Origin of the sequence: Mycobacterium colombiense, from assembly GCF_001672755.1 — a bacterium.
GTDB classification, from domain to species: Bacteria; Actinomycetota; Actinomycetes; order Mycobacteriales; family Mycobacteriaceae; genus Mycobacterium; species Mycobacterium colombiense_C.
This window is the reverse complement of record NZ_LZKI01000031.1, coordinates 1-19384: the sequence shown is the minus strand read 5'-3', so window position 1 is coordinate 19384 and position 19384 is coordinate 1. Positions and strand designations below refer to the sequence as shown.

Annotated in this window: 16 protein-coding genes, 1 tRNA gene and 2 pseudogenes; 10 read left to right on the top strand and 9 right to left on the bottom strand. The window is 68.1% G+C overall.

Going from position 1 to position 19384, the window contains the following annotated elements:
* Positions 1 to 94: 94 nt before the first annotated feature.
* A complete protein-coding gene (locus A5708_RS03335) occupies positions 95 to 1552 on the bottom strand; it encodes an aminotransferase class I/II-fold pyridoxal phosphate-dependent enzyme (RefSeq protein ID WP_065027265.1) in 1458 nt (485 codons plus the stop codon).
* A 28-nt stretch (positions 1553 to 1580) separates the two neighbouring features.
* On the bottom strand, positions 1581 to 3059 hold the full coding sequence (locus A5708_RS03330; RefSeq protein WP_065027264.1) for an amidase: 1479 nt from the start codon (positions 3057 to 3059) through the stop codon (positions 1581 to 1583).
* A gap of 61 nt (positions 3060 to 3120) precedes the next feature.
* Here A5708_RS03330 and recO point away from each other — a divergent pair, with 61 nt between their 5' ends.
* The 3 genes from recO to A5708_RS03315 are packed head-to-tail and all read left to right on the top strand — an operon-like array spanning position 3121 to position 5256.
* Positions 3121 to 3918 carry a DNA repair protein RecO gene (gene recO / locus A5708_RS03325; RefSeq protein WP_065027263.1) on the top strand — a complete coding sequence of 266 codons (798 nt, stop codon included), beginning with the start codon at positions 3121 to 3123 and terminating at the stop codon, positions 3916 to 3918.
* On the top strand, positions 3911 to 4828 hold the full coding sequence (locus A5708_RS03320; RefSeq protein ID WP_081292801.1) for a decaprenyl diphosphate synthase: 918 nt from the start codon (positions 3911 to 3913) through the stop codon (positions 4826 to 4828). Before recO ends, A5708_RS03320 begins: the two co-directional genes overlap by 8 nt.
* On the top strand, positions 4828 to 5256 hold the full coding sequence (locus A5708_RS03315; RefSeq protein ID WP_065027262.1) for a hypothetical protein: 429 nt from the start codon (positions 4828 to 4830) through the stop codon (positions 5254 to 5256). The genes A5708_RS03320 and A5708_RS03315 overlap by 1 nt, the downstream gene beginning before the upstream one ends.
* Positions 5257 to 5260: 4 nt before the next feature.
* Here A5708_RS03315 and A5708_RS03310 read toward each other — a convergent pair whose 3' ends face one another.
* Both A5708_RS03310 and A5708_RS03305 read right to left on the bottom strand, forming a co-directional pair.
* On the bottom strand, positions 5261 to 5656 hold the full coding sequence (locus A5708_RS03310; protein ID WP_065027261.1) for a Fur family transcriptional regulator: 396 nt from the start codon (positions 5654 to 5656) through the stop codon (positions 5261 to 5263).
* The gene (locus A5708_RS03305; RefSeq protein ID WP_155765870.1) at positions 5653 to 6081 is read right to left on the bottom strand and encodes an ArsR/SmtB family transcription factor; all 429 of its coding nucleotides are present in this window, start codon (positions 6079 to 6081) and stop codon (positions 5653 to 5655) included. The genes A5708_RS03310 and A5708_RS03305 overlap by 4 nt, the downstream gene beginning before the upstream one ends.
* A 191-nt stretch (positions 6082 to 6272) precedes the next feature.
* Between A5708_RS03305 and A5708_RS03300 the strand changes: the two genes are divergently transcribed.
* The 3 genes and pseudogenes from A5708_RS03300 to A5708_RS27365 all read left to right on the top strand — a co-directional run.
* Positions 6273 to 7664: a glycine--tRNA ligase gene (locus A5708_RS03300; protein ID WP_065027276.1), complete on the top strand. Its 1392-nt coding sequence runs from the start codon at positions 6273 to 6275 to the stop codon at positions 7662 to 7664.
* A 252-nt stretch (positions 7665 to 7916) separates the two neighbouring features.
* Positions 7917 to 9143, top strand: coding sequence for a PPE family protein (locus A5708_RS03295; RefSeq protein WP_065027259.1), 1227 nt, complete (start codon positions 7917 to 7919; stop codon positions 9141 to 9143).
* 485 nt (positions 9144 to 9628) lie between these two features.
* Positions 9629 to 9788, top strand: a pseudogene (locus tag A5708_RS27365) (hypothetical protein); the annotation flags it as partial.
* Positions 9789 to 9961: 173 nt separating this feature from the next.
* On the opposite strand, the gene A5708_RS03285 reads toward A5708_RS27365, so the two are convergent.
* Positions 9962 to 11953 carry a TPM domain-containing protein gene (locus A5708_RS03285; protein ID WP_065027257.1) on the bottom strand — a complete coding sequence of 664 codons (1992 nt, stop codon included), beginning with the start codon at positions 11951 to 11953 and terminating at the stop codon, positions 9962 to 9964.
* Positions 11954 to 12097: 144 nt separating this feature from the next.
* On the opposite strand from A5708_RS03285, the gene A5708_RS03280 reads away from it, so the two are divergent.
* From A5708_RS03280 to dnaG, 3 genes are all read left to right on the top strand, one after another.
* A complete protein-coding gene (locus A5708_RS03280) occupies positions 12098 to 13363 on the top strand; it encodes a deoxyguanosinetriphosphate triphosphohydrolase (RefSeq protein WP_065027256.1) in 1266 nt (421 codons plus the stop codon).
* Positions 13364 to 13429: 66 nt separating this feature from the next.
* Entirely contained in the window at positions 13430 to 14047 is a 618-nt protein-coding gene (gene sodC, locus A5708_RS03275) for a superoxide dismutase[Cu-Zn] (protein ID WP_065027255.1), read from the top strand.
* A 29-nt stretch (positions 14048 to 14076) separates the two neighbouring features.
* Positions 14077 to 16032, top strand: coding sequence for a DNA primase (dnaG, locus tag A5708_RS03270; protein ID WP_065027254.1), 1956 nt, complete (start codon positions 14077 to 14079; stop codon positions 16030 to 16032).
* Here the strand turns inward: dnaG and A5708_RS03265 are convergent.
* A complete protein-coding gene (locus tag A5708_RS03265; protein WP_065027253.1) occupies positions 16016 to 16288 on the bottom strand; it encodes a hypothetical protein in 273 nt (90 codons plus the stop codon). The genes dnaG and A5708_RS03265 overlap by 17 nt on opposite strands.
* A 147-nt stretch (positions 16289 to 16435) precedes the next feature.
* Between A5708_RS03265 and A5708_RS03260 the strand changes: the two genes are divergently transcribed.
* Positions 16436 to 16508: transfer RNA gene (locus A5708_RS03260), tRNA-Asn, on the top strand.
* A 29-nt stretch (positions 16509 to 16537) separates the two neighbouring features.
* On the opposite strand, the gene A5708_RS03255 is transcribed toward A5708_RS03260, so the two are convergent.
* The 3 genes and pseudogenes from A5708_RS03255 to A5708_RS03245 all read right to left on the bottom strand — a co-directional run.
* A complete protein-coding gene (locus A5708_RS03255) occupies positions 16538 to 17923 on the bottom strand; it encodes an NtaA/DmoA family FMN-dependent monooxygenase (RefSeq protein ID WP_065027252.1) in 1386 nt (461 codons plus the stop codon).
* A complete protein-coding gene (locus A5708_RS03250; RefSeq protein WP_065027251.1) occupies positions 17920 to 19041 on the bottom strand; it encodes an LLM class flavin-dependent oxidoreductase in 1122 nt (373 codons plus the stop codon). Before A5708_RS03250 ends, A5708_RS03255 begins: the two co-directional genes overlap by 4 nt.
* Positions 19038 to 19384 (bottom strand): annotated as a pseudogene (locus tag A5708_RS03245) (FMNH2-dependent monooxygenase); the annotation flags it as partial. The pseudogene A5708_RS03245 and the gene A5708_RS03250, both read right to left, overlap by 4 nt.

Sequence of the window (19384 nt, the reverse complement as noted above, 5' to 3'; positions counted from 1 at the left end):
ATGCGCTAGCGCCGGTGCTAGCGCATTTGGGAAAGACCACATGCCAGGCAGAGGGTACGCAAGTGGCTCATGTGAATTGCGCAGGATCGCCCCGTCAGGCCAGCACCCTGATGGTCTGCAACGACGGGTCGGCCGCGTCGGGAAGGTTCATGCCGGCGTTGACGCCCGAGCGCAGGTAATCCAGCACAGCACCGTTGAGCCGTTCGCCGGGGACGACGGCGGCAATGCCCGGGGGATAGGGCGTGATCTGCTCGGCGGCGATCCGTCCGCCGGCGCACTCGGTGGGTATCACTTCGACTCGGCCGAAGAACGCGTCCCGCGGCAACTCGACCGTTTCCAATTGCAGGTCCGCCGGTGAGGGCAGCGCGATGCGCGGCGCCGGCTCGAAGTCGTCGGCCGCCGTTCGCCATGCCCGCAGCGCATCGGTGAGGCGTCCCAGGGTTTGCTTGTCGTCGGCCATGGACAAGGTGGCCAGAATGCGACGGTGATCGCTCATGCCCAGGTCGAGGTGCGCGTGCGCGCGCAACCAGTCGGAGGCCTGGTAACCCGATGTGCCCGTGGCCGATACGTCGATCAGCACCTGCATCCTGTCCAGGTCGTGGGAGGCCTGCACGCCGAGCAGCTCCTCGTCGAGCACCTCGACGTCGGGAATGAGTTCGATCTCCTCTCGTGCCTGATTCGTCAAATCCAGTGCAGCACTTAATAATTCGTGACCATGCTGCACCATCTGCCGGCGCCACCCGTCCATGGCCGCATACAGCAGGACGTTGGGGCTGGTCGTCATCAGCAGATCAGCGCAACCGGAAAGGCGTTCCTGATCGATCAGGTCGCCCTGCGCGTGGAACACCGAGCCCTGCTCGAAACCCGCGCCCATCTTGTGCACGCTCACCACACAGACGTCCGCGCCCGCATCCATCGCCCAGGTCGGCAGGTCCTCATGAAACGGTAGGTGTGCGCCCCACGCCTCGTCGATGATCAACGGCTTTCCCCGCCGATGACACACCTCGGCGATGCCCGCGATGTCGGCGCAGGTGCCGTACGGGCTGGGACTGACGACAAGCGCACCCGAGGCGTCAGGGTGCTTGTTCCAGGCTTCCTCGACCTGCTGCGGCGAGGGCGGATGAGAAAAGTGGTGCTCGGCGTCCCATCGGGGCGTGATCCAGCGCGGCTGCACACCGGAGAAGATCAGCCCCGCCACGATCGACTTGTGGCTGTCGCGGCCGACCAGGAGGCTGCCGTCGCCGCCGGCGACGGCCATCATCGCCGCCCTGACCGACAGTGAGCTGCCGCAGGTGGAGAACCAGGCGGTCCCGGCGCCCACGGCGTCGGCCATCAGATCTTCGGCGCGCTTGAGGTATCCGTTGCTGGTCCTGCGGTCATCCAGGCCGCCGCTGGCCAGCACGTCGTCCAGGAAGGGCTCGCGGCCCAGCACCGCCAGGACCCGGTCGTCGACGCCTCGGCCTTGCCGATGGCCCGGCGGGGTGAATCCGTACCGGTTCTGGTTCCGATAGTCGGCCAGCGCATCGAGCAGGGGAGCGGTCGATTGGTCCATTACGGACGGGTACCCGGGTTGTCAGCGGCTAATTGACGCCGGGCGCATCGGTGGTCTGGTCCCACCACGACTGGGGCTGTTCGCTCGCCCATCCGCATACGGCCTCCAGCTCGGCGGCCAGCGAGATCAGCATGCCCTCGCTGTTCTCCGGACCCATCAGCTGCACACCGATCGGCAGGCCTTCGGACGTGAAGCCCGCCGGGACGTTGATCGACGGCCAGCCCAGCACGTTCCACGGGAAGGTCAGGGGGCAGGCCGCGATCATGGCGCGGTCGGTGCCGAAGCCGCTCAACCGGTCGAAGGCGCGCGCCAGCGGCGGTGGCTGCGCCGTGGTCGGCGCCAGCACCACGTCGACGATGTCGAAGATCGACCCGACGCGTCGCTGATCTTCTACTTCGTGGCGGCGGGCGGTGCGCAGGATCGCCTGTCCCAGCACCGCGCCCATGCGCAGGTTGGACAGGGTGCGGGGGTCCAGCACGACGCCGTCGCCCAGCCGCTCCTCCCAATCGCGGAGACCCGAGGTGGAGCGGGCGAGGAAGTCCCAGGACAGACGCATGCCGTAGTCGGGGTTGCCGGGCACCACGGTGTGGCCGAGCAGCTCGAGTTGCTTGCCGACGGCCCGCGTCGCGGCCAGGATCTCCGGGTGCAGCTTCGGCCGGAAGCCGGTGTACGGGAACCGGGTGGACAGCGCGATGTTCAGCGGGCCGGGTGCCTTGCCCACGTAGTCGGACGCGGTCAGCGGGGGCGGCTTGTGCCGGTCGCCCTCGACGTTGCCCGACGCGGCGTCGAGCACCAGCGCGGCATCGGCCACGGTCCGGGCCAGCACGCCGTTGACCGTGATGCCGTTGAACGCCTCCGGCAACGGCCAGGTCGAGATGCGTCCGCGCTGCGGCTTGATGCCTACTAAATGCGTCCACGCCGCCGGAATCCGGATGCTGCCGGCGCCGTCGGAGCCGATGGCGGCGGTGACCAGTCCGGCCGCCACCGCGGCGGCGCTGCCGCCCGACGATCCGCCGGGGGTGTGCCGGCGCGACCAGGGGTTGCGGGTATGCCCGAAGCCGGGCCCGCTGGTGAACGGCCATTGGCCGAGTTCGCAGGTGTTCGTCTTGCCGACGATCACCGCGCCGGCCGCCTTGAGGCGGCGCACCACCTCGGCGTCGTGCGTGGCGGGGGCTACCGACCCCTCGGTCCCGAAGGCGGTGGGCACCCCGGCAATGTCGACGTCGTCTTTGACCGCGATCGGGACCCCCAGCAGCGGGGCGGTGTCACCTGCCGCGCGGCGCCGGTCGGCCTCCGCCGCGTCGGCCAGCGCCGACTCGGTGAGCACCACCCGGAAGGCGTTCAGCGTGGGCTGGCTGGCGTGGATGGCGTGCAGGGAGCGACCCACCAGCGTGGTGGATGTCACTGAGCGGCTGGCCAGCTGATAGAGCAGGTCAGTGAGTGTGGGCAGGCGCCGGTGGCCGGATCCGGAAATGGATCCGGGGCCCGACCCAGAAGCGCCAATCACGGGGTACGAGACTAACGGCGCGGATACCCGTAATGTCGCGGCGGGGTGCAAAACTGTTGTGATGCGGCTATACCGAGACCGAGCTGTTGTGTTGCGCCAGCACAAGCTCGGCGAAGCCGACCGGATCGTCACGCTGCTGACTCGTGATCACGGGCTGGTCCGCGCGGTGGCCAAGGGCGTGCGCCGCACCCGCAGCAAATTCGGTGCGCGGCTGGAGCCGTTCGCGCACATCGACGCGCAGTTACATCCCGGCCGCAACCTCGACATCGTCACCCAGGTTGTCTCCATTGACGCGTTCGCCACCGACATCGTCAGCGACTACGGCCGTTACACCTGCGGCTGCGCCATGCTGGAGACCGCCGAGCGCCTCGCCGGCGAGGAGCGGGCGCCCGCCCCGGCCCTGCACGGGCTCACGGTGAGCGCGTTGCGGGCGGTGGCCGACGGCCGCCGGTCCCGGGACCTGCTGCTGGACGCCTACCTGTTGCGCGCGATGGGCATCGCCGGATGGGCGCCCGCGCTCAATGAGTGCGCCCGGTGCGCCACCCCCGGCCCCCACCGGGCGTTCCACGTCGGTGCCGGCGGCAGCGTCTGCACACATTGCCGCCCGGCCGGTTCGACGACCCCGCCGCCGGGGGTGCTGGATCTGATGTCCGCGCTGCACGACGGCGATTGGGACTTCGCCGAGCAGACGCCGCAATCGCACCGCAACTACGTCAGCGGTCTGGTGGCCGCGCACCTGCAGTGGCATCTGGAGCGACAGCTCAAGACGTTGCCGCTCGTGGAACGGACGTATCACGTCGACCGGACCATCGCCGACCAGCGCGCGGCGCTGATCGGGCAGGATATGGACTGTGGCTAAACTCTGGGCCGGCGGCTCCGGTCGAAAGGCCGAGCGCGCCACGGCGTCAGCCGAATTCCCGCAGCTGCCCCCCGCGCCCGACGACTATCCGGTGTTTCCCGACAAGTCGACCTGGCCGGTCGTCTTTCCGGAGCTGCCGCCGTCCCCCGACGGCGGGCCGTCCCGGCCGCCGCAGCACATCTCCAAGGCGGCCCCGCCCAAAATCGAGGCCGATCGACTGCCCAACCATGTGGCCATCGTGATGGACGGCAACGGCCGCTGGGCCACCCAACAGGGGCTGACCCGCACCGACGGCCATAAGGCTGGCGAGGCGGTGGTCATCGACATCGTCTGCGGCGCAATCGAACTCGGCATCAAATGGCTCAGCCTGTACGCCTTCTCCACGGAAAACTGGAAGCGTTCCCCCGAGGAGGTCCGCTTCCTGATGGGGTTCAACCGGGACGTGGTGCGCATGCGCCGGGTGAACCTGAAGACGATCGGGGTCAAGATTCGGTGGGTGGGTTCGCGGCCGCGCCTGTGGCGCAGCGTGATCAATGAATTGGCCATCGCGGAGGACATGACGAAGGACAACGACGTCATCACCGTCAACTATTGCGTCAACTACGGTGGGCGTGCCGAAATCGCCGAGGCCACAAAGGAAATCGCGCGCCTGGCCGCCGCCGGTCGGCTGAACCCGGAACGCATCACCGAGTCGACCGTGTCGCATCACCTGCAGCGGCCCGACATTCCCGACGTCGATCTGTTCCTGCGGACCTCAGGGGAGCACCGGTCCAGCAATTTCATGTTGTGGCAGGCGGCGTACGCCGAATACGTCTTTCAGGACAAGCTGTGGCCCGACTACGATCGCCGCGATTTATGGGCGGCGTGTGAGGAATACGCTTCCCGCAACCGCAGATTCGGGAGCGCATAATGCCGTCGCTGCAGGAACGCCTGGCGTCGATACTCGGCGACGTCCTCCCGCTCGAGGAGGAGGCCGACGGCGCGGTGACCGTGCGCCATGACGGCACCATCGCCTCGTTGCGGGTGGTCAACATCGCCGAAGGCCTCGATCTGGTGTCGCTCACCCAGATATTGGCGTGGGACCTCCCGCTGACCAAGAAAATCAGCGAGCAGGTGGCCAAGCAGGCCCGCGACAGCAATTTCGGCAGCGTGAGCCTGATCGAGAAGGTCAATGAGAAGGCCGTGCAACGTAATTCGGGCAAGGGCGCGTCGAAAACCGCCGACGTGATGTTGCGCTACAACTTCCCCGGCGGCGGCCTCACCGACGATGCCCTGCGGACGCTGATCCTGTTGGTGCTGGACACCGGCGCCGGGATACGTCGAACGCTGACGGCCTGACCGGTCAGCGGCCCCCGCAGTCCGAACAGGTGCCGAAGATCTCGATGGTGTGGCTGACGTCGGAGAAGCCATGCTTGGCAGCCACTTCCGCCGCCCACTCCTCAACCTCATGATCGCCCACCTCGATGGTGGCGCCACAGCTGCGGCACACCAGGTGGTGGTGATGGTGCTCGGAACACCTGCGGTACACCGATTCACCGGTGTCGGTGCGCAGCGTGTCGATCATGCCGGCCGCGGCCATCGACTGCAGCGTCCGGTAGACGGTCGTCAGGCCGATGTTCTCGCCGCGGCGGCGCAGCTCGTCATGCAGCTCTTGGGCCGAGCGGAACTCGTCGAGCGTCTCCAGCAACGTGGAGATCGCCGCACGCTGCCGGGTGGAGCGGACGCTGGTGCCGGTCATTGGCGCGGCTCCTCACTGGCGTGCGCGACGGCGTCCACCACGATGTGCGCGAGGTGATGATCGGCGAGCCGGTAGAGCACCTCGCGGCCGGACCGCTCCCCGGTAACCACCCCGGCCGCCTTCAGAATCTTCAGGTGCTGGCTGACCAGCGGTTGGGGCACGCCCAGCGCATCCACCAGCTCGTGCACGCAGCGGTGGGACTCGCGCAGCTGCAACACGATCGCGATCCGCACCGGCGCGGCGAGCGCGCGCAACAACTCGCCGGCGGCATCGAGGATGTCCCGCGGCGGCGGGACGGGGTAGGCGGTGACTCCGGAGTGCCCGGCGGCGCCGAGCGCGTCGTGGTCGTGGGCGACCACGCCGGGGTCCGAATCGCCGTCGTCGGCGGCCGGCATCGATGCAGAAGGCGACGGGGACGTCATCATGGGAGCGGCATCACCTCGAAAAGTGCCAGGTAGTGGGAAAGTATCCGCCATTGAATGTCGTTATCGGCTGACACCCACTGTCACATGCATGATGACGCATGTCAAAGAGCGCGGCGCTGATCGCTACCATGACTGATGCTCTGCGCACCGCGGTTGACCGCCGCGCGTGCCCGCCCGAACCCGGAAAGGGAGTGCACCGCCCCGTGGCGTCCGTCATCGACACCGTAGTGAACCTGGCCAAACGGCGCGGCTTCGTCTTTCCCTCGGGGGAGATCTACGGCGGCACCCGGTCGGCGTGGGATTACGGCCCGCTGGGTGTGGAGTTCAAAGAGAACATCAAACGTCAGTGGTGGCGGTCGGTGGTCAGCGGTCGCGACGACGTCGTGGGCCTGGATTCGTCGATCATCCTGCCGCGCCAGGTGTGGGTGGCCTCCGGCCACGTCGAGGTGTTCCACGACCCGCTGGTCGAGTCGTTGATCACCCACAAGCGCTACCGCGCCGACCATCTCATCGAGGCCTACGAAGCCAAGCATGGACATCCGCCGCCCAACGGGCTGGCCGACATCCGCGACCCGGAAACCGGCGAGCCGGGCCAGTGGACCGAGCCGCGCGAGTTCAACATGATGCTCAAGACCTACCTGGGTCCGATCGAGACCGAGGAGGGCCTGCACTATCTACGCCCCGAGACGGCGCAGGGCATCTTCGTCAACTTTGCCAACGTGGTCACGACCGCCCGTAAGAAGCCGCCATTCGGTATCGGCCAGATCGGCAAAAGTTTTCGCAACGAGATCACCCCGGGCAACTTCATTTTCCGGACCCGCGAGTTCGAACAAATGGAAATGGAGTTCTTCGTCGAGCCGTCGACCGCGAAGGAATGGCATCAGTACTGGATCGACGCCCGGCTGCAATGGTATGTCGACCTGGGCATCGATCAGGAGAACTTACGGTTATTCGAGCACCCCGCCGACAAGCTGTCGCACTACTCCGATCGCACTGTCGACATCGAGTACAAGTTCGGTTTCGCCGGTAATCCGTGGGGCGAGCTGGAAGGTGTCGCCAACCGCACCGATTTCGACTTGTCGACGCATGCAAAGCATTCCGGCGTCGACCTGTCGTTCTACGACCAGGTCACCGACACGCGGTACACGCCGTATGTCATCGAACCGGCCGCAGGCCTGACGCGGTCGTTCATGGCGTTCCTGATCGACGCCTACGTGGAGGACGAAGCTCCGAACGCCAAGGGCAAGATGGAAAAACGCACGGTGCTGCGTCTGGACCCGCGCCTTTCTCCGGTCAAGGCTGCGGTGCTTCCGCTGTCCCGTCACGCCGACTTGAGTCCGAAGGCGCGGGACTTGGCCGCCGAGTTGCGCAAGTTTTGGAATATTGATTTCGACGACGCCGGTGCGATCGGGCGACGTTATCGGCGCCAGGACGAGATTGGTACACCGTTCTGCGTCACGGTCGATTTCGACTCCCTCGAGGACAGCGCCGTGACGGTGCGCCGGCGCGATGACATGTCCCAGGAGCGCGTCCCGATGAATGCCGTGTCCGATTATCTGGCGACGCGCCTGAAGGGCTGCTAATCGGCCAGTTGTGGCGCGGTCTTGTCCATTGCCCGTCCCGTTGCGCCGCCGCACGTCTGATGGGCCCGCACGGGTGGCGACGCGCCGGTCACCGATGCCGGATTTCCGGAATAAGGTTTGGTTAAAGTTCGGCCTTTCGCGGTGACGGTGCCTTAGGATCCCCTCTGGGGCAAAAGTAGATAGCTAGCGGCCGCGGGCGGACGTCGGGCCGTCCGGGGTAGGAGCCGTTGACTCGGTCGGTTGGGGTTGCAAATGATTCCCGCGTTTGTGTTCTTCCCTCCTGAGATCAACTCGGCCTTGATAGTTGGCGGCCCGGGCGCCGGACCTCTGTTCGAGGCGGCCTCGGCGTGGGACGGGCTGGCCGTCGAGCTGTCGTCCTCGGCATCGTCGTTTCACACCACGGTCTCCGATCTGGCCGGTGGGGCCTGGACGGGGCCGTCGTCGATGTCGATGACCGCCGCCGCGGCGCCCTATGTGGAATGGCTGATTATCGCCGCGGCCCAAGCAGAGGTGGCGGCCCTGCAGGCCCGGCTGGCCGCGTTGGCTTTCGAGGGCGCTCTGGTGGCCACGGTGCCGCTGCCGCAGGTGCTGGCGAACCGGGCCCGGCTGCTCGTGCTGATCGCGACGAACTTCTTCGGCATCAACACGGCGGCCATCGCGCAGACCGAACTCGAATACGTCGAGATGTGGGCGCAGGATGTGGCGGCGATGTTGGGCTATCACGCCGGGGCCCAATCGATGGTGCAGGCACTGCCGGAGTTCAGCGTGCCGCCCGCGGCCCTGGGGGGTAGCGCACCGTCCGCAGACCTGGCCGGTCTGGCGGGATTGGTAACGGCCCCGCTGAGTTTGGCGTCTCAGTTCTTCCAGGGCCTGTCCTCGCTGGGGACCGCGTTCGCCTCCGAACTGCAGTCGGTGTTCGGCGCGCTCTCGCCGGCCGTTTCGTTGCTGACCACGACACCGGTGGCCACGTTGACGACGGTCGCGCAGGCCGGGATGTATCCGGCCACCGCGTTGATGACGCCCATGGCGACGCTCGCCCATAGTGCCGGACCCGCGGGCCCAACCGCGGCGCCCGCGTCCGCGCCGGCATTGGCACCGGCGTTGGTCGGTGCGACCAGCGCGCCCCTGAACGCGCCACACAGCGCGGGTAGCCCGCTATCCGACCTGCAGCCGTTGGCCGGTGGGGGGTTGGGCGCGTTGGGCGTTGCGACGGCGGGCCTGGGGAGCGCGCGGTTCATCGGGTCGATGTCGGTGCCCGCCGCGTGGGAAGGGTCGATGCCGGCGTACATCGCCGCCCCGGCGATGGCGGGCGTGGGCTCCGGTGCGCCGGCCGCCGCGACGGCTGCCGGGTCGGGCAGTGGCGTGTCGATGGCCGCGATGCCGGTGGGCGACAAGAGCCCCGAGGGCGAGAAGCGCGGGACCCGGGCCCAGGTGGTGAGGTCTCGTCCCAAGGTGGTTCCGCGCAACCGCCCGGGATAGCGGCGACGGAGCTGCTGTTGCAGACGTGAATATTGTGCAGTGGGGCCCGAATTCAATACTTTTGGTTACACGCGCTTGCGCGGCAACGAGCCTTGTATCGTCGACGCGCGAATTTATCTGTTGCGTCTAGTAAAAACTCGCGGCCGTTCCAATCGTTCAGCGGATGAACAGATCGGACCGGTTGCAGCGATGGGCCGCAAACCCACGTCCGCCCGTCGGGGTGCGACCTCGATGATTGCCCTAAATCGTTGCGCAACAACGGATGTGGTTTCGATGATCCGTCGCACGACACCTCGCGTCGAGCGTCGGCAGTCGACGGTGACCTGCGGCTGCAGTCGCGGAGTCGCTCGCCGCTGAGCGCTGCCCCAAATCAAAATTGGCAATTCCCGCATATTTGGTTCAGTTTGTCTTACGATGTCACCGGTTGGTGTAAATAGGTTCGCCACAGCGCCCGAACGTTCTATCGGCTGTGGAAGGGGGCAGGGGTGCTTTTGCCTCTCGGTTCGCCGTTGCCGGATGACACGGTGTCGGCAGTTCGAGGTGAGTCCGGCATGCTCGGTGGCCTGTCGGTTCCGCTCAAGTGGGGCGTGGTCGTCCCACCAGATGACTACGACCACTGGGCGCCGAAGCCGGACGTCGGTGCCGAAGCTCCCGAAGAGATGGCCGACGTTCCGCGCCCGACAGCCGTTGCAGACGGCATGTGGAGCGGGTGGGACGGTGACACCGTCACCCGGAGCCCGGGCGTGATACCGCATTCGCCGGCAGCTGGCTGAGATCGAAGCAGAACCCACAAGCTGATCGTCGGCGTAAGGCGCTGCTCAGAAGCGGCCGCCGCCGCCCATGAAACCGCCGCCGGACGAACTCGGGCTGCCACCGAACGAGGTCGGGCTCCAGCCGCCGAATCCGCCGCGCATTCCTCCGCCGAGGACGTTGCCGATGATGATGCCGCCGAGCATCGCGCCCATGTCGTTGCCACCGCGGCCCATATAGGCACGCTGCGCCAGTTGCACATCGTCGTTGGCCAGGGACTGCGCCGTGGCGGCCAGCGTCGACGCCGCATTGGCGTGGGCGATCGCCTCCGTCGGCAGCGTCGCGCGTTTGTCCTCCGCGGCTTGAAGGTGCCGTCTGGCCTCGGCCAGCCGGGTGCGCGCCTCGGGGCCGATGCTGCCACGACGCGTGTCGACGTAGTCCGACACCGCGCGCACCCTCGACTGCGCGGTGAACAACGCCTGCTCCAATGACCGGTGCAGCTGTTCGGCGGCGGCCTGCTCCCGGGCCAGCGTGGCCAGCAGCGCGTTGAGGCCGGCGTCGGCCTTGGTCAGCTGACTGAACTCGCCCAGCGGATCGTCGGATGCGCCGGCTCGTGCGCTCTCGACGGCCCTGACGGCCGCGTCGCGCGCCGCAACCAGATCACCGCGGTGCGCGGTTTTGGCGTTCGCTGTTTGCTTCAGCAGTTCGTCTGCGCGCTCGATGCCGTTCTGGATGTCGGTCATCGCCGACGGCAACCGGTCGATGGCGTGCGCAATGTCGTTGGCCGCGTTGTCCACCGCGTCGAGCAACGCACGCGCCTGGCCCAGCGCCGACTCTGCGGCGCGGACGGCATCGACCAGACCGGCTTGCTGCCCGCTGACGGCTTGGGCGGCAAGCTCACGGGCGCTGCCGATGTTGCGGTCGGCGAATGCCAGGCGCTCCTTGGCCGCCGTGACATTGCCGGAGACCGACGTCAGCGCGGCAGCACTGAAGTCCTTGTGCAGCGCGGCAAGTCGTTCCTCGGCCGGTGCGATGCGAGTGGTGAGTTCCACGTACTGCTGCGTCAGCGAGTCCAGCCGGGTGGGGGCGTTGATCACCAAATCACGCAGCTTCTCGAACGCCTCGGTCTGTGATTCCAGTTCGCGATCGGCCCGGGCCGCCGAGACGATCACCTGGGTGAGCAACTCGCGGCGCTGTGCCGGTGTCTCCGGCGTCGCGTCGTCGAGCTGCTGGCGGATCGTGAATGCCTGGGACAGAGCCGCTTTCGCGTTGGTCACGGCGCGGGTGAACGGCTGGGTGCGGTCTTCGCCGAATTCGCTGACCGCCAGCCCCAATTCGTTGGCGCTGGTGCGCACGGCATTGTCGACGTCCACCACCAGCGCGCGGGACAGGTCGTCGAGTGCCTGCGGCGGCACCGCGGCCAGCGCATCGGTGTCGGTGGGGTCGACCCGGCGTGCCGCGGCCAACGCCGCGGCGCGGCGGCGCCGGCCCCGATAACGCATGACCAGCAACAGGACTGCCAACGAGACGAGAATGCCCGCCAGCACGGCCAGCAGTGCCACCCGGCCCGACGAACCGGGCGAGGTGTCGAGCCCGTTGGCCGCCGCGACGGCGGCTCCGCTCCAATCCCCGTTGTGCAGGGCGGGCTCGATCTTGTTGCGCCGCAACTTGTCGACCTGGTTTGCGTTGATGCTCTTGATCGTTGTGGGCACCAGGAACGCGTACTCACGGCTGGTGGTGCCGACGGCCAGCAGCGCGTCGTAGTCGCCCAGGTCACTGCTGCTCGCGGTGCGCTGTGCCCATCCGGTCGGGGTCTGGCCGGAGAAGTTGTCGACATAGACCACCCACAGCCGGATGTGGCGGTCGGTGTACAGCTTGTTGAGGGCGGAGCTGATCGCGCTGTGCCCGGAATTCGATAAGGCCCCCGCGGGATCAGTGATGTAGTCGGCCAACCGGAATGGTGGTTGCGCGCCGGCGGACGGTGCCAGGAGCAGGCTGCCGCCGAAGCCGACCGTGAGGATCGTCGCGAGCACGGCGATCAGGCGAGCGGTGCAACGCATAGGGCCAATCTAGCCCCGCGGCGATGCAGGCCAGTAGGCCCGATGGGATAGCGGGGCGGTCAGGCACAGCCCCGCCGCGACACACGCCGGCAGGCCTGAGTCGAGCCAGACTTCGGCGGGCATTCCCTGGCAGACTGTGCGTCGGTGACCAGGAATCAGCACGACCCATACGACGACTTCGACCGTCAGCGACGGGTGGCCGAGGCGCCGAAGACCGCGGGTCTGCCGGGTACCGAGAATCAGCACCGCACCGACTTCGCCCGCGATCGCGCGCGCGTCCTGCACAGCGCCGCGCTGCGCCGGTTGGCCGACAAGACGCAGGTGGTCGGGCCCCGGGAAGGCGACACGCCGCGCACCCGGCTGACGCACTCGCTCGAGGTCGCCCAGATCGGGCGGGGCATGGCGATCGGGCTCGGCTGCGACCTCGACCTGGTCGAGCTGGCGGGGCTGGCCCACGACATCGGACACCCGCCCTACGGCCACAACGGTGAACACGCGCTCGACGAGGTCGCAACGGATTATGGCGGCTTCGAGGGCAACGCCCAGAACTTCCGGATCCTGACCAGTCTCGAGCCCAAAGTGCTTGACGAGCAAGGCAATAGCGCGGGACTGAATCTGACTCGCGCGTCGCTTGACGCGGTCACGAAGTATCCGTGGCCGCGCGGCGAAGGACATCGCAAGTTCGGGTTCTACGACGACGACCGTGAGTCGGCCGCCTGGGTTCGGGCGGGCGCGCCGGAGGGCCGGATGTGCCTGGAGGCGCAGGTTATGGACTGGGCCGACGACGTGGCGTATTCGGTGCACGACGTCGAGGACGGTGTGGTGTCCCAACGCATCGACCTGCGGGTGCTCGCCGACGACGACGAGGCCGCCGCGTTGGCCAAACTGGGCGAGACCGAATTCTCCCGGGTTCGTGCCGACGACTTCATGGCGGCCGCGCGACGGCTTGCCGCCCTGCCGGTGGTCGCCGCCGTCGGCAAATATGACGCCACGCTCGCGGCATCGGTCGCGCTCAAGCGGTTGACCAGTGAGCTGGTTGGCAGGTTCGCCTCGGCCGCCATCGCCACCACCCGTGCGGCGGCCGGCCCCGGACCCCTGGTGCGCTACCGGGCCGAGCTGCAGGTTCCCGACCTGGTGCGTGCCGAGGTCGCCTTGCTGAAAATCCTGGCGCTGCAATTCATCATGTCCGATCCGCGGCATCAGGAAACCCAAGCCGGGCAGCGCGAACGCATCCACCGGGTCGCGCACTGGCTGTATGCCGGGGCACCCCGGACGCTCGATCCGGTCTTTGCTGCGGCCTTCAACACCGCGGCCGACGACGGTGCGAGGTGGCGGGTCATCGTCGATCAGATCGCCTCGTTCACCGAGGGCAGGCTCGAACGGATCGACGTCCGCCAGGCCGCTCCGTAGTCGCTGAGGGCATCAAGTCGTCCGGTCCGGGAATCGGCGGGGCCGCCGCGAGTTAGGCTGCCCGACATGAAGAAATTCAGCGGCTCGCCCTTTGTGGCCTCCTTCTTGATGGGACTGCCCGTCGTCGCCATGACAGCCTGCAGTTCACCGCAGCATGCGAGCACCCAGCCGGGCACCACCCCGCCGGTGAAGAGTGCCGCTCCGACGTCATCCGGTGAGACGACGACCCCGACGCCGGCCGGCGGCTCGCTCAGCGCGGAACTGAAGACGCCCGATGGCCGCTCGGCGGCCACCGCGACCTTCGACTTCACCGGCGGCTACGTGACCGTCACCGTGAAGACGGCGGCGCCCGGCATCCTGACGCCCGGCATTCACGGCCTGCACGTGCACGAGATCGGCAAGTGCGAGCCGAACTCGGTGGCTCCCACCGGCGGTGCGCCCGGGAACTTCCTGTCCGCCGGCGGTCACTACCAGGCGCCCGGTCACACCGGAAAGCCGGAAAGCGGCGACCTGACGTCGCTCGAGGTCCGTCAGGATGGCTCGGCGTACCTGGTCACCACCACGGATTCGTTCAACCGGGACGACCTGCTGGCGGGCAACAAGACCGCGCTGATGCTGCACGGCGCCCAGGACACCGAGAACGCGATGGACCGGGTCGCCTGCGGCGTCATCGGTACCGGCTAGCTTTCGCCGTCGCGCCTTAGACTGAGCCGATGTCAAGCCCGGCAGGTTCACGCGCGGAGGGCGATGGCCGTGCCAGGGGTCGCGGCCGGATTCCGGACCGCGACATCGCGGCCATCCGCGAGCGGGTGCGCATCGACGAAGTCATCGGCGACTACGTCCAATTGCGGCGTGCCGGCGCCGATTCGCTCAAGGGCCTGTGTCCGTTCCACGACGAGAAGTCGCCGTCGTTTCACGTCCGCCCCAACCACGGCCACTTCCACTGCTTCGGCTGCGGTGAGGGCGGCGACGTGTACGCGTTCATTCAGAAGATCGAACACGTCAGCTTCGTCGAGGCGGTCGAACTGCTCGCCGACCGGATCGGGCACACCATCAACTACTCCGGCCCGGCGACCAGCGTGCAGCGCGACCGCGGTAGCCGCAGCCGGCTCGTCGCGGCCAACGCGGCCGCGGCGGAGTTCTATGCGGCGGCGTTGGAATCCGCCGAGGCCGCACCGGCGCGGCAGTACCTGAGCGAGCGGAACTTCGACGCCGAGGCGGCCCGTCGCTTCGGTTGCGGCTTCGCGCCGTCGGGCTGGGATTCGCTGACAAAGCACTTGGTACGCAAGGGCTTCGAGTTCAAAGAACTGGAAACGGCCGGCCTGTCGCGGCAGGGGCGGCGCGGACCGATGGACCGTTTCCACCGCCGTTTGTTGTGGCCCATCCGCAGTTCGGCCGGTGAGGTGATCGGTTTCGGGGCCCGGCGGCTGTTCGACGACGATCCGATGGAAGCCAAGTACATCAACACGCCGGAGACGCTGCTGTACAAGAAGTCGAACGTGATGTTCGGCCTCGACTTGGCCAAGCGCGACATCGCCAAGGGGCATCAGGCCGTCGTCGTCGAGGGCTACACCGACGTGATGGCGATGCATCTGAGCGGGGTCACCACCGCCGTCGCCTCGTGCGGCACCGCGTTCGGCGACGAGCACCTGTCGATGCTGCGCCGACTGATGATGGACGACAGCTTCTTTCGCGGCGAACTGATCTACGTTTTCGACGGTGACGCGGCCGGGCGGGCCGCCGCGCTCAAGGCCTTCGGCGGCGAGCAGAACCTGGCGGGGCAGTCGTTCGTGGCCGTCGCGCCGGACGGCATGGATCCGTGCGATCTGCGGCTGAAGTCCGGCGACGGCGCGCTGCGCGACCTGGTGGCGCGGCGAACCCCGCTGTTCGAATTCGCGATACGTTCGGCGCTCGCCGAGATGGACCTGGACAGCGCCGAGGGCCGCGTCGCCGCGCTGCGCCGCTGCGTGCCGATGGTGGGCCAGATCAAGGACCCCACGCTGCGCGACGAGTACGCCCGCCAGCTCGCCGGCTGGGTCGGCTGGGACGACGTCGCGCAGGTGATCGACCGGGTGCGCAGCCAGGCCAAGAGCTCCACCACCCAGGCCCGTGGCGGATCCGCGCCCAAGGCCTCGCGCCGCGCGGCCGAGCCGGCACCCGCCGCCGCCCAGGCTGCCGCCGGCCGTCCGGACCCGCGCGACCCCACCCTGTGGCCGCAACGGGAGGCGCTCAAGGCGGCCCTGCAGTACCCAGCGTTCGCGGGGCCGGTGTTCGACACGCTGACCGTCGAGAGCTTCACCCATCCCGGGTACGCGGCCATCCGCGCGGCCATCGAGACCGCCGGGGGTACGTCGAGCGGGGTCACCGGCGCGCAGTGGATCGAGGCGGTGCGTGATCAGGCCTCTTCGCCCCTGACGGCCGGCCTGGCCAGCGAGCTGGGGGTGGAGGCCATCCAGGTCGACGAGGAGAAGCTGCCGCGCTACATCGGCGGCGTGCTGGCCCGGCTGCAAGAGGTGTGGATGGGCCGGCAGATCGCCGAGGTGAAGTCGAAGCTGCAGCGCATGTCGCCGATCGAGCAGGGCGACGAGTATCACGCCCTGTTCGGCGACCTGGTGGCGATGGAGTCCTACCGGCGCAGCCTGTTGGAGCAGGCTAGCGGCGACGATTAGACGGCGCGAGCGCGTCGTCGGCCTCGACGTCGCGTTCCATGATCGCCGTTTGGTCGTCGATCTCCTTCAACGTGACGAAACCGGCGTCGGGGGAGATCCGATTGGCGACCTTGCGGCGTCCCCCCTCGATCATCGACTTGGCCACCGGACTGCTGGTCAGCGCGCGGTAAGTGCCGACGAGCTGCTCGTATCGGCGACGCCCGGCCTTCGAGCCCAGCACGTAACCCAGTCCAAGCACCACGACATACCGGATCAAAACGTTCCTCCCGACTATCGATGGCTCCATCCTGCCTCACCGCCCGGCGACCCGCTGCGCCCGGCCATGCTGCGCTGGCGATCGCCACTGGTCCGCAGTTGGGTGCGGTCGTGCCAGTACGCTAGAGTCGTCCCGCGATCGGGTTAGTCCCCTGTAGCTCAATTGGCAGAGCATTCGGCTGTTAACCGAAGGGTTCCTGGTTCGAGTCCAGGCGGGGGAGCAGAATTCACCGTGCCGCTCTGCCGGCTCTCATTGGCCGATCGCGATGCCGGCCGGATTTCCCGCCCACCCCGCCGTGGGTGGCAGGCCCAGATGCTCGCGCAGGGTGTGGCCGCGGTATTCGGTGCGGAAGCTACCGCGCTCCTGCAGCAGCGGCACCACCTTGTCGACGAACTCGTCGAGGCCGTGCGGCGTCAGGTGCGGCACCAGGATGAAGCCGTCGCAGGCATTCGACTGCACGTAGCGGTCGATCTCCTCGGCCACCTGCTGCGGAGTCCCGACGAACTGCTGGCGACTGGTCACTTCGATGATCAGCTCGCGGATGGACAGGCTTTCGGCTTCTGCTCGGGCCCGCCAGGTTGCGGCGACCGTCTTGGGGTCGCCGTGCCGGACCCGTCCGCGCGTGATGTTCGGGTTCTCGACGGGGTCGACGTCGGGCAGCGGCCCGTCGGGGTCGTAGGCCGAGAGGTCCACACCCCACACCTGTTCGAGGAACGCGATCGCGGTCGGGCCACTGACCTGTTGTTCGCGGATGTGGCGGGCGTTGTCCTGCGCCTCGGCGGGGGTGCCGCCCAGCGCGAACGTCGCACCGGGCAGCACCTTGAGCTGGTCGGGATCCCGCCCGTAGGCCGCGGCCCGGCTCTTCACGTCGGCGTAGTAGCGCTGGCCCGCCTCGAGCGACCCGTGCAGCGTGAACAGGGCATCGGCGTGCCGGGCGCCGAAGTCGCGGCCGTCGTCGGAGTCACCGGCCTGCAGCAGCACCGGGTGGCCTTGCGGCCCGGCGGGCAGCGCGGCGACGCCGCGGACGTCGAATTGCGGGCCGTGGTGCTCGACGCTGCCGATGCGGGCCGGATCGGCATAGATTCCGGCATCGACGTCGGCGAGAACGGCATCGGCCGCCCAGCTGTCCCAGAACTTTCGCGCCACGGTGATGAATTCCTCGGCCCGGTGGTAGCGGTCGGCGTGCGCGAGAAACCCGCCGCGGCGGAAGTTCTCCCCGGTGAACGCGTCCGAGGAGGTGACCATGTTCCAGGCCGACCGCCCGTCGGACAGGTGGTCCAGCGTCGCGAATTGCCTTGCCACCTCATAGGGTTCGTTGAAGGTGGTGTTGATTGTGCCGGCCAGGCCGAGCCTGTCGGTGACCGCGGCGAGCGCGGCCAGCACGGTGAAGGTGTCGGGCCTGCCGACGACGTCGAGGTCGTGGATCTTGCCGCGGTGCTCACGCAGCCGCAGGCCTTCGGCCAGGAAGAAGAAGTCGAACAGCCCCCGCTCGGCGGTCTCGGCAAGGTGCACGAACGAGTCGAAGGCGATCTGGCTGCCGGCGCTAGGGTCGGACCACACCGTGGTGTTGTTCACCCCGGGAAAGTGTGCGCCCAGATGTATCTGCTTGCGGCGGACCGCTTTTCGAACGCTCATCCGGTCAGCCCCCATCGCTTGGCGATCAGTTCATGCGAGCGCAACCGGTCGACGTGCCGGTGCGTCACGGAGGTGATCACCAGTTCGTCGGCATCGGTGGCCTGGCGCAGCAGCTCGAGCCGGTCGGCGACCTCGTCCGGATTGCCGACGAATTGCGTTGCGGTGCGGTCGGCCACCAGCGCTTGCTGGTCCTCGGTCAACGGCTCGCAGAAGTCGGGGTCCGGGTAGGGCACCGCACCGTGGCCGCTGCGGATGGAATGCACCCAGCGGCCGTAACCGGACGCGAGGTGGCGTGCGGTCGCGCTGTCCTCGGCCACAACCACGTCGGCCGACACCACCACGTACGGCTCGGAGAGCCGGGCGGACGGTCGGAAGGCGTTGCGGTAGGCGCTGATTGCGTCGAGCGCCGTGCCGGGGGTGATGTGGTAACTGGCGACGAACGGCAGTCCACGGGCACCGGCCACCTCGGCGCTCTGCCCCTTGGTGCTGCCGAAGATCCACGGTGTCAGCTGGGCATGCTCGCCCGGAACGGCGTGCAGCTCATGGCCATTGACGGTGTAGGTGCCGTCCAGCATCGCCTCGATGTCGGCCAGCTGGTCGGCGAAGTCGGGGGGTTGAGCACACGGCTGGGCGAGCACCGACGCCTGCGCCCGGATCCGATCGCTTTTCATCAGCGGCGTCTGGTCGAAGGGGGTGGGAACGACGACGCCGGCCACCTCATGCCACGGCGTGGGTGCGCGTTCGGGTGCGGCCGGAGACGACGCGGCCGCGTCTCGGCGCCGCTGCCCGGACCGGCCCAGCCCCATGTCGATGCGGCCGGGGTAGAGCGCGTCGAGGATGCCGAAGCTTTCCACCACGGCGAGCGCCGTCGTGTGTCCGACCTGAACTGCGGCCGATCCGACGTGGATTCGCTCTGTGGCCGCGGCGATCTGGCCGATCAGCGTCACCGGTGACGAGCTGGCCACCGCCACGAAGTGGTGCTCGGCGAGCCAGTAGCGCCGGTAGCCCCAGTGCTCGGCGTGCTGGGCCAGGTCGATGGTGTTGCGCAATGCCGTCGCGGCGTCACTGCCGGCGCTGATCGGCGCGAGGTCGAGGATCGACAGGGGAGTGACGGTCATGACGGCACCGTCGCGTACCGATTGGGTGCAAAGGCCAGGCCCAGGCGTTCGCGCAGCGTCTCGCCGTTGCGGTACCGGGCGCGGAATCGGCCGGCGCGCTGCAGTCGCGGCACCAGGTCGTCGACGATGGCGGGCAGGTCGATGGCGTTGATCGCGGGCCGCAGCCGCACGCCGTCGACTCCGGCGTCCTGCCAGGCGAGCAGAAGATCCGCCAGATCGCTTGCGTTGCCGGTGAATACGTGGGCATCGGAGGAGATGTCGTCCGCCGGTGCCAGCGGATCGTCGGCCAGGGACACCACCAGGTCGGCGTAGACCTGGATTTCGCGTCCCGCGCGCTGCGCGT